At 42.1% G+C, this 10179-nt stretch carries 13 protein-coding genes; 4 read left to right on the top strand and 9 right to left on the bottom strand.

Features of this window, described 5'->3' with window-relative positions; translation table 11 throughout:
• The first annotated feature begins 63 nt into the window (after positions 1 to 63).
• Positions 64 to 339 carry a response regulator gene (locus tag F6K51_RS33545; protein ID WP_293029283.1) on the top strand — a complete coding sequence of 92 codons (276 nt, stop codon included), beginning with the start codon at positions 64 to 66 and terminating at the stop codon, positions 337 to 339.
• A gap of 49 nt (positions 340 to 388) precedes the next feature.
• Here F6K51_RS33545 and F6K51_RS33540 read toward each other — a convergent pair whose 3' ends face one another.
• Positions 389 to 661, bottom strand: a complete 273-nt coding sequence (locus tag F6K51_RS33540) for a hypothetical protein (RefSeq protein WP_293029279.1) — start codon at positions 659 to 661, stop codon at positions 389 to 391.
• A 378-nt stretch (positions 662 to 1039) separates the two neighbouring features.
• On the opposite strand from F6K51_RS33540, the gene F6K51_RS33535 reads away from it, so the two are divergent.
• A complete protein-coding gene (locus tag F6K51_RS33535; RefSeq protein WP_293029273.1) occupies positions 1040 to 1609 on the top strand; it encodes a chemotaxis protein CheW in 570 nt (189 codons plus the stop codon).
• On the opposite strand, the gene F6K51_RS33530 is transcribed toward F6K51_RS33535, so the two are convergent.
• Both F6K51_RS33530 and F6K51_RS33525 read right to left on the bottom strand, forming a co-directional pair.
• Complete coding sequence (locus F6K51_RS33530; RefSeq protein WP_293029269.1) at positions 1600 to 1848, bottom strand: DUF29 domain-containing protein; 249 nt, start codon at positions 1846 to 1848, stop codon at positions 1600 to 1602. The genes F6K51_RS33535 and F6K51_RS33530 overlap by 10 nt on opposite strands.
• Positions 1849 to 1879: 31 nt before the next feature.
• Complete coding sequence (locus tag F6K51_RS33525; RefSeq protein WP_293029264.1) at positions 1880 to 2290, bottom strand: DUF29 family protein; 411 nt, start codon at positions 2288 to 2290, stop codon at positions 1880 to 1882.
• A 167-nt stretch (positions 2291 to 2457) separates the two neighbouring features.
• On the opposite strand from F6K51_RS33525, the gene F6K51_RS33520 reads away from it, so the two are divergent.
• Positions 2458 to 3060, top strand: a complete 603-nt coding sequence (locus F6K51_RS33520) for a Uma2 family endonuclease (RefSeq protein ID WP_293029260.1) — start codon at positions 2458 to 2460, stop codon at positions 3058 to 3060.
• Between the two features lie 318 nt (positions 3061 to 3378).
• Here F6K51_RS33520 and F6K51_RS33515 read toward each other — a convergent pair whose 3' ends face one another.
• The 5 genes from F6K51_RS33515 to F6K51_RS33495 all read right to left on the bottom strand — a co-directional run bounded on the left by F6K51_RS33515 (position 3379) and on the right by F6K51_RS33495 (position 7727).
• Positions 3379 to 3654, bottom strand: a complete 276-nt coding sequence (locus tag F6K51_RS33515; RefSeq protein WP_293029255.1) for a hypothetical protein — start codon at positions 3652 to 3654, stop codon at positions 3379 to 3381.
• Positions 3655 to 3893: 239 nt separating this feature from the next.
• Positions 3894 to 4133: a hypothetical protein gene (locus tag F6K51_RS33510; protein WP_293029249.1), complete on the bottom strand. Its 240-nt coding sequence runs from the start codon at positions 4131 to 4133 to the stop codon at positions 3894 to 3896.
• Positions 4134 to 4321: 188 nt separating this feature from the next.
• A complete protein-coding gene (locus F6K51_RS33505; protein ID WP_293029244.1) occupies positions 4322 to 5302 on the bottom strand; it encodes a hypothetical protein in 981 nt (326 codons plus the stop codon).
• 303 nt (positions 5303 to 5605) lie between these two features.
• Complete coding sequence (locus tag F6K51_RS33500) at positions 5606 to 7306, bottom strand: GMC family oxidoreductase N-terminal domain-containing protein (RefSeq protein WP_293029239.1); 1701 nt, start codon at positions 7304 to 7306, stop codon at positions 5606 to 5608.
• A 292-nt stretch (positions 7307 to 7598) separates the two neighbouring features.
• Positions 7599 to 7727 (bottom strand): hypothetical protein, encoded by a 129-nt coding sequence (locus F6K51_RS33495; protein ID WP_293029234.1) that lies wholly within the window; start codon positions 7725 to 7727, stop codon positions 7599 to 7601.
• A gap of 352 nt (positions 7728 to 8079) precedes the next feature.
• Between F6K51_RS33495 and F6K51_RS33490 the strand changes: the two genes are divergently transcribed.
• Positions 8080 to 8220 (top strand): hypothetical protein, encoded by a 141-nt coding sequence (locus tag F6K51_RS33490; protein WP_293029232.1) that lies wholly within the window; start codon positions 8080 to 8082, stop codon positions 8218 to 8220.
• Here the strand turns inward: F6K51_RS33490 and F6K51_RS33485 are convergent.
• Positions 8208 to 9464 carry a glycosyltransferase family 4 protein gene (locus F6K51_RS33485; RefSeq protein WP_293029226.1) on the bottom strand — a complete coding sequence of 419 codons (1257 nt, stop codon included), beginning with the start codon at positions 9462 to 9464 and terminating at the stop codon, positions 8208 to 8210. The two genes, F6K51_RS33490 and F6K51_RS33485, sit on opposite strands and share 13 nt — an antisense overlap.
• Positions 9465 to 10179: the final 715 nt, after the last annotated feature.

The raw sequence follows: 10179 nt of genomic DNA, 5'->3' as shown, positions 1-10179 counted from the left end.
ATTTCTCTGATGATAACTTGATAAGATCCTCCAAAACTGCTTCGATTGTTGCCAAGGCCGAGTTTGATTATCCTCTTTATTTCTTTTGTCAAGTACAATTTATACCAAATTCAATGCGATTACCCTGGTATTGAGTTTTTGAGTCTTAGTCATCAAGACCCAGCTTTAACTGATATTCCTATTATTATGCTCACCTCCCGTAGTCAAGAAAAATACAAACAACTTGCTACCGAACTTGGAGCTATGGCTTATTTAACTAAACCGTATTTAGAGGAAGAGATTTTAGCAACAATTAATAAAGCCGTCAGCGGTCAGCAGTCAGCCGTCAGCCGTCAGTGATCAGTGGTCAGCCGTCAGTGGTCAGTGGTCAGCCGTCAGCGTTGCTGAATCAAAAAATGAATCGGAGTAGAGCGGGCATCCTGCCCGCCCGAAAATGAAACGGGCAAGATGCCCATTCCACGGCAAGATGCCCATTCCACGGCAAGATGCCCATTCCACGGCAAGATGCCCATTCCACGGCAAGATGCCCATTCCACGGCAAGATGCCCATTCCACGGCAAGATGCCCATTCCACGCAAGATGCCCATTCCACGCAAGATGCCCATTCTACAGGTGCGACCCAAGGCCGCGAGGGATTGCTCGCGGCCTTGGAGGCGCGCACCTACCCTTAAAATCATTCCATTATTAAGCAACGCCCAGCTGTCAGCTTTGTGGCACAGGCTTCGACGCTGTGACTTCACTCAGATTAAACCAATGTTTACCTGTTGTCTTGATGCAATAGCGAGTGGTTTGAAGTTACCGTAAGACAGGCTCGCCTTAATCAATAAGTTTTAACCATGCATCTGCATAGCCTACCAACCATAAAGGCTCAACGTAATCAGGTTTCGTCTCCGGGGGAAAACCCCAAGACCGTAATGGTGCGTTTTCCGTAGGCGAATTAAATTCGCCACGGGTCGCACCTCTGCATCGCTTATTCAAAAGCTGATAGCTGATAACTGATAACTGATAGCTGATAGCTTACAAAGCAGGGAGTAAGAAAATGAAAAAAGTCCAAATTATTGTATTTAAAATCGCTAAGTATTGGTTAGCCTTACCAATGAAAGTGGTTTTGAAAGTTAGGGATTTTTCCAGCAACATTAGGGAGAGTACCAGGGATAACAGACTAATCCATCTAGACAATCGAACCTTTCCCCTGCTCCCTTTAAAACCAATACTGGTCAAACCTAGTAAAGCTAAGGTAGCCCTAGGTCAAGGTTTAGGGGAAACCGCTGCTGTTAGACAATTCCCTATTGATTTATCCAATGTTGGGGAATTTTTGATCATCGTTCAAACTCCCGGGGGAGACGCCTGCGCCATACCGGTTGATCGGCTACCCACTATGATTGATTTGCCTTTATCAACAATTCGGAAATTGCCAGACTCTTACAGTCAAACCTATCTCCTTGGTATGGCTAATTATTTCGCGGTGTGGCAATCCGAAGCAGACAAATTAAGCATTTTTTTGCTAGATTTAGAACGAGCATGGAGTGTGGTAATAGGTTATAGTTCAGGGAGTAGGGAGTCGGGAGTCGGGAGTCGGGAGTCGGGAGTTAGAATAGGTCAATCTTGATCTAAAATATCAGACGTGAAAGGACAATTATGGGGGAAACTAACAGATGGATAATTCCTGGTAACCTTCTTCAGTGGATATCTGTAGCAATCGGAAAAGACTGATTCAAGATAAGGCTTGAGGCTAGGAGATTCAGACAACAGAATATTAATCTGTTCTCTCTGCTCTTCGATGGTATTTTCCCAGCTTCGATAATCATCTTCTGAATCCACATACTGCCTTTTAAGCAAGTGTTCCATCAAAACTTTAAGTCTGCTCTGAAGCTCTCGTCTATCGGTTCGCGTAGCGTCGGCGAAAGCCGAATCGTCCCAAGGATGTTATCTCCTCAATTAAATTCTCTATGTCCAACTCATCAAAGTTTCTTGTTTTGAGTTGCTGGCAAGTTGTCTCAGTCCACAGAACGAAGTCCTGATCATACAAGTCACTATTACTCATTGCTTGCTCCTGATTTTTTGTTTTTTTTATTGATAAAATTATCTCACGTTTTTTTGTAAAGTTGTTGATAAAATTAACTATAATATTGATATTATTATAGAATAAATTAAAATAAAAGCCTGAATATTCATAATAGCTTGTATAGCGGTTTTCAATTTGGTGAGGTACAAAGTTTATGGTTTTAGGGAACAGGGAACAGGGAACAGGGAACAGGGAATAGGGAAGAAAGAAGAGGGAACAGGGCAAAAATTATGTGTACCTCATTAGGCTAAAAACCGCTGTATCTTACATATATTCCGCAATGGGTAGTGCTATAATTCAGAAACAGCCATAAAAATCTCCCCATCTCCCCATCTCCCCATCTCCCCATCTCCCTATCTCCCCACTCTTTCCCTTTTCCCTTTTTCCCAACCATGGATACAACTCAAACCCCTTTAACATTATTGCGCCTGTGGACGGTTGAGGAATACCACCGGATGGCTAAGGTGGGAATTTTGCAGCCGGATGAACCAGTTGAATTAATTGCAGGACAGATAATTAGACAAATGAGTCCCCAGGGAACTCCCCATGCTACTGCGATTCGGCTCACTCGCCGATTGTTGGATAATCGTTTAAGAGAGCAAGGGTTAGTTCAAACACAATTACCAATTCAATTAAGTAATTACTCTGAACCAGAACCAGATCTAGCCGTAGTTATGCCAGATGAACTGCGATACCTAGACCATCATCCGACACCATCAGAAATTTATTTAATTATTGAAGTTGCTGATACTACCTTGAAGAGGGATTGTGAACTGAAAGCTAACCATTATGCAGAGGCAAAAATTGCTGACTATTGGGTGATTGATTTAAGTAATCGTCAATTGCATGTTTTTCGAAAACCGACTGATCAAGGGTATCAAAGTCAGGTAATTATAGCAGATAATCAGACAATTTTACCGTTACAGTTTTCAGATTGTTTATTCACTGTATCTGAAATGTTGCCACCAGTGATTCCGGAGTTTGTTGAGGATTGAGGGTTTACTGTTTACTGTCAATGGTTATCTATTTAGAAAAATATGGAATAGTTACTAGGTGATGGGAGTCTTGAATTGGTGGCTCCAATCCTGGCATTGCTGAATGAAGGAATGAATATGAGTAGTGTGGACATCCTGCCTGCCCTAAAATACTAGGAATGGGCAAGATGCCCATTCCAGAAAAGTATTCACATCATTCCATGATTAAGCAACGCCCCAATCCTAGGTAATTCAAATTTATTGATCTAGATTATGTATCTGTCGATATAGGATAGGAGCATATCATTGACTACCATAGCTCTAAAAAAGACGTGATGGCTACAAATCTCCTGGATCTAGACCTTTCATATCCAAATCTCCTGGATCTGGACCTTGCTTCATGGTTTCTTCTGAGTCATTATCACTACGGGCTGCTATTTTTTGATTAAATTTGGAAATTCGATTTTCAGTTTCTAGATTCTGAAAATTAATTTTTTGATCCCGATCAGCAAATGACGCAATAGAATTACAATCCTGAGCAGAAACATCACTAGTGATTGGGTTAAAAGCTACTACTAAACCAGCTAGGGAGGTTATAATTCTTATTCTTTCCATGATATTGCCAGCCAATCAATTTATTGGCTTTAATCTAACTAGACCCTAAGGAGCCTACAATGTTCTGTATTTCAATCATATCATAATTTCAATGTTGTGTTGAATATTTAGCCTTTTTATTTTAGATGTAAACAGAATATTGATGGAAAGAGCGAACATAGAACAGGGCACAGGTCATAGTAGGAAATAGATCCAAGGAGTTTTTGATTTTCTGTAAAATCAGCAAGATTGTTCACGACCTATTTGTAAATGCTGTCTGACGGGATGAAAAGTAGCATGATTAGCCTTACTAGGTGTGGGGTGATTGGTGTAGGGAATGAGGTAGCTGCTATGTCACGTTGGTAGCCATGCAACGCTGCCAAAGATAGTTTTCCCCAAGACCATGCTAAATCAAGAAGGGACGGTTGAATCAGGTTGGGGACGGAAGGTTTTTGCTGACGTAACTCTGAATTACCTTCTATTTTCTCGAGATCCCACACCCTGTCTCCTTTTTAACCGTGTTGTCATCCCCAAATAATTTTAGAAAAACAGGCGCGAAACTTTTGCAACTCGGGAGGTTTAGGGAACCGAAACAGTTAGGCTCAAACATCCCTGACTGCAATAAGGGGGGAATAAAATTGAATGTACTTTATCAGTCTGATAAATGCTACATAATTAGGTCCTCTTATTATGAGGGTATTATTTTTTCTAAGAATCGGTTAAGCGTTGGTGGATTTTTGTCTCTATATTCCCTTGATATTGATTTAAACAATTGTATTACTTGCTCCTTGGTTACCTCATCATTGTAATTATGTCTTACCGCTAAGCTGATAGCATGATAATATTTAGTTGCTTCATATTTTTCATTTTTATAAAACCAATCTATAGCTTTTGAAGCTGATTGGTTACCTTTTGATGCTTCAACAGATATTTCTCCTTTATTTTGTTCCAAAAAAATAAACGGTTTTTGGCACATAGGATCAGCTTGACGAGCAATTTTTTTGAGTTCTTCTATAATCTCTATATTATTTAGCGTTGGACCGTATGCAGATGAAGCCATAGAATAGCTTAAACAGGCAGTGTAATATTTAGCCAATATTAATTTGTAGCCATTATCTAATTTTTTCAAATTTTTATCTAGTATTTTTTCAGCTTTATCACCAACTAAATTACCTCTTATTTTTACCCTTTCAGCATATTCATAATTGTCATTAATCCCTCTATATAAACCCCATATATATTTCATTTCATCATAATTATCTCTTACGCTTTGTTCTATTTTATTAGAAGAATTTACAGAGGGACATTTTGTTTGAAGAACTATTTCACAAATATGTTTTGGTTTGCCGACAAATACAGCCGATAAGAAGGCGATAGATGTGGCAATGAAAAGTATTAATACAAACCAGCTAAGAATTATAGCAGGTATTTTAATCGGACCCTCGACTAGCTTGGGCAATGCTTCAAATATCACCAAAATAACCATAAATATAAATAGTACACCAATCGCTATAAAAGCGGTGACTAAATTCCCTTTAAAGAAAATTCCGATTAGCGCAGCAGCAGCAGCAATGCCAGCAACCCCAAGAGCATACCTTACTTCTTTAACTTGTTCTATTGCTGCATTAAGAACTTTAATTAGCATATCTATAAATTGAGAATTATTCATTATTAATTATTGATTTAAAGGAAACAATGACTTGGCTACCCAGGATTATTAGCAATTTTTATAGACAATAAGATATAAGCTGGAATCCTCTGAAGTGATGCCAACTATGGAGCTACTTAGCAAAATAGTGTTATAGATATCCGTTGATACCTACAACTGATCCATAGGTCTTTTCTTGTTTAGCAATTAGCTCGCGGCCAATTTCTGGGATTATATCATATCGATCAGATATTTAATTACCGATTCCCGATTCCCGATTCCCGATTCCCGATTCCCGATTCCCGATTCCCTGTTCCCTATTCCCTATTCCCCATTCCCCACACATAACCTCTTCGCCACATGGAAACCAACCAGATAAGCTGTCATCTGCGTACTAATCCGGGGCAAGGGCACAGAAGAAAGGTCAGCCACATAGACATTAGCTGACCCGTATACTTTACCAGTATCTATTGCATTGTCGAGTCCTTTATCAATCGCCTTACCGAATAGGCATCCCCCCGACAAGTGCTGCTCCGACAGTAAAAACCTGCGACTGTAAACATCAACATACTCCTCAATCTGGTTCTCTTCGTAGGGCATCTTAGTTACCAGTCGCAAAAACCACTTAACTAACCAATGTGGCTGTTCTCCCAAACCGTTCAACAGTGCCATGTGCTTGGCAATCTCACTGTTAGCTACCACTTTATCCTGATTGAAATGGGATTGTTCCTCTTCTCCAAAGAAATCTAATTCAATCCGAGAGTCCTCCCTTGAATAGCAACCCTCTTTAGCAGCATTAAACTTAATCGCGGCAGTAATCAAGCTTGGGTCATCATGCCATGGTTTGCCTTGAACTAAGTTATAAAGTCCCCACAACAGGTTAATGATGAAATTGACTCCCTGAAGAAACACCCTAATCACGTTCTTGATGATATTAAACAACCAAGGTAACCTGATCACGAACTTCTTCAGCCAGTTTGGTAATAGGAACGCCAGATAAAGGTGGGCAATCATAAACCACAGCCTCTCAAAATTACCGGAAAAGAAATCGAAGCAGCAAACCGTTTCCTGTCCCGGTTGTTCTGGTTCTGGTTGCCATACTGTTGTCGCAAACACAGGGATGTACACATCCCGAGGGGTAACATCAATGCTCTTGTCCACGACGTAGATGCCCAGGGGCATGACAATATGGTCATTCACATGCTCCCCGATCTGATCGTTTCCCAATTCCTCGCGGTGAGACCAGAGCAGCCGTGGCGTCGCACCCCCTGCGCACATAATCACCTTTCCACCATCCCTATCCAGAGACAAGCGCTCCGTCATCCCCGTGTCCAGGTACTTAACATGTACTGCCAAACACCGTGGTTTTTGCCCTTCTTCCTTAGAAAACTCAAGTCTCTCAACCCTACACCTAGTCTTGATCTCCACGCCCTGGCCAAACCAATCGACAATCGATACTCCGCTGTGGGTTCGCTGCCCAAATGAGTTGAACTGGGTTGGAAAAAGGTGCAACAGGCCGGTATCGCTGACCTCCAAATTAGGAATATTGTCGATAGCGTCTGTGCTCACCACAAAACCAACCTTCTCAGCCGCCTGGAGTACTTGTTTAGTAACAGGTGACGGATCCGTGGCTGGGTTTGGTCTAGCAAACTTCTGATTCAACTCTGCCTTCAGGCTGTCCCAATAGGCTGCCGTTTGACCAATATGTGTCGCCAGCCACTCCGAGGACTCATGCATCATGGTATAGTTAATCGAGCCGCCACCACCCATAGTGCAAGCCCGCCCCGATATAATCGGAATTCCCTTGGGGGTCAGGGCATTGTGCAACTTGAATACCTTTTCCTCTGCGTAGGACTTAGTCCAGTTGTTCTGGTGGGTAATGTCGCTAGTAGTGAAGAAATCATCCCCCTCCTCCAGGACTAACACCCGCTCCCGGATAGACCTGTCATTACCAGCTTCTAGGTAATAGCTCAGAAACCCACAGGCTCCATTACCAGAGCCAACCACGATCGTATCGTACATCATCGGAATGGTTTTTTAAGCAAATTATTTTATTGTATCTCTTTCTCGGGAGTCGGGAATCGGGAGTCGGGAGTCGGGAGTCGGGAGTCGGGAGTCGGGAGCAGGGGAAGTGTGGGAAGTGTGGGGAAATGGGGAGATAGCCAGATGAAATTGATGTTTAATCGTGTGAGTGCTAAGAATTGGTATAACCTTAAACCTTAAACCTTAAATCTTAAACCTTAAACCTTAAACCTTAAACCTTAAACCTTAAACCTTAAACCTTAAACCTTAAACCTTAAACCTTAAACCTTAAACCTTAAACCTTAAACCTTAAACCTTCAACGGCCATGGCATCATAGCGACGCTCAAACTCAGCTTGAGTCAGCCTGTCACCGTTTTCCAGAGGAGGAATTGTTGGATTGAGTGCGTACGCATTTCGAGTCATAGTTTTTATAGCAGTTCTCAATTGGGTTAGGTACTGCGTCGGGGGATGTTAGGGAACAGGGAACAGGGAATAGGGAAAGAGAGGGGGGAGTGTGGGAAGTCTGGGAAGTGTAGCAAGTGTGGGGAGATGGGCAGATGAGGAGATGGGGAGATAGCTAGATGAAATTGATCTGTAGTCGTAATTTCCAGCAATTGATAACTATGATATAGCCTTTTCCATACTTATGAGGTGCATTCCACATAGTTACCCCGACTCCCGAGTCGGGAGTCGGGAGTAGCACTGCATCGCTATTCCTTATTCCCTAACATCCACAACTTGTTTACCTCATAAGGTAAACAAGATTTTTTCCCTCTTGCCTCTTGCCTCTTGCCTCTTGCCTCTTGCCTTCCCCTCCTGGGAGGGGTTAGGGGTGGGTTCCTCTTGCCTGCTCCCTACTCCCTACTCCCTACTCCCTGCTCCCTTATCAGTAAAAAGGATTCATCAAGACTTCTGAACCGCTGCCATTAACCGCTGATTGTTAATGTCAGAAAAGAGTTCTTCGTAACGGTTGAGAGCTTGATCGAAGGAATAATATTGAAGAGCATGTTGTCTACTTCTGTTGCCCAGTAATGTAACTCTTGCCGGATCCTTATACAACTCTAGGATTGTTGCTGCTAGAGTTTCTGGATCCTCTGGGGGAACAACAATGCCACCGCCGCTTTTTTTGATAGCTCTGGCAGCGGTACCATTAGCAGGAACAGAAGCTAGGATGGGGCGACCACTAGCTAGCAGTACTTGGATTTTGGAGGGCATATTGAAAGAAATTACATTGTGCTTTTGTATGACCAAGCCCACATCCGCTGCTCCTAGCATTTCCGGTAGTTTTTCCCGAGGTTGAAATGGTATCAGCTTAACATTATTGGCTTCCCAAGTCTTACAGCACTGCTTTAGTCGCCCTAAGGCTTTCTGTTCTCCGACGATCACAATCACAATATCTCGAACGTGACGCACCCTAGATGCTGCCTTAATCAGAGTTTCTAAACCTTGAGTGAGGGCAATATTACCGGAGTAGAGTATAACGAACTTACCATTAAGGTGATGGGCAGTGCGAAAGGAGTTGTTTTCTTTTGGTAAGGGACGGATGAAATTAACATCAACCCAATTGGGAATCTTGACAATTTTAGAGCTTGGCACACCCTTGCTGCGCAGGTTATTGGCAAAGCCATCAGCAATAACACTGATTTTGGTGACTGTGCGGTAAGCAAACCTTTCTACAACCTCTAATGCACGGATTAGAGCTTGGTTGCTCAGTAAGCCTACTTTAATAGCAGCTTCTGGCAAAATGTCTTGGAGATTTAGAATTACTGGCGTTCGGTGTATCCACCCCAAAACCGCCGCTGGTAGGGAAACTAGCAGTGGTGGACTAGTTAAAATAATGATATCAGGGCGAGGAGAACTCAGAGCCTTGAGGAAGCTGCTAGCAACAAAGCTGGCCTCTAGCAATAATCGGTCGATCAAATTGGGTTTCGGGCGAATCCGCACATAACAGCGATCTACAATCACACCGTTGATGTGTTCGGTAAGATACAATTTCCCTCGATATCCCTCATAAATTTGACGTTGAGGATAGTTGGGCATGGCAGTAATGACCCGAACATCATGGCCTCTTTTGACCAACCCTTCTGCTAGTTCAGTCATCAATGGGGCAATCCCAATTGGCTCTGGATGATAGTTGTAAGAATATATTAGGATTCGCATAATCTGTAGTAGATGTTGCCAGCCGGGTGTAGACTCACCAAATTTGTGTATTGATGATTTATTGGCTTTAGCACTGAGAACTCACGACCATTGTCAAGTCAGGTTGGTGGTGCAAAATGCCCAATCAGGGATTTTAACCCTATAACTATTTATTCGGCTTCAATTCCATATTTTACGCCTGAATGACAGTTTTTGTAACAAAATTTAACATAAACTCCCTTGACCAAAATATCATTATTGTGCATTACTAAAGCGTCTTGAAGAGCTACAGCAAGAATCTTTATGCCAATTCTGATTATGGCTGCAACTAATAAATCCTCCCTTTTGGTAATTAGTAATTGGTAATTAGTAATTGGTAATTAGTAATTGGTAATTAGCGTCTGATTACCGAGCTATAACTAGTTTTTGAAATTAACTGATAATTGGATTTACCAATACTTCTATTAATATCGAAAAAATCACTGTTTTTTCATGGGTGCAATCCCGCTAATTTCAAGAAATAATTTTTTTTATTTCAGAATTTTTACGGATGGCAAAGGAAGTAATATCAAGTCAGGTTGAATACCCATAATTAGAGGGAGGGTGGGGAGATGGGGAGATGGGAGATGGGGAGATGGGGAAATGGGGAGATGGGGGGATGGGGAGATGGGGAGATGGGGGGATGGGGAGATGGGGAGATGGGGAGATTTTTAGTAAGGGGAATTAGTGCGGCATG

It is taken from the genome of Moorena sp. SIO3I8, from assembly GCF_010692325.1.
GTDB lineage: Bacteria > Cyanobacteriota > Cyanobacteriia > Cyanobacteriales > Coleofasciculaceae > Moorena.
Note: the sequence above shows the minus strand (reverse complement) of the source record. Positions and strands in the feature narration are given on the sequence as shown.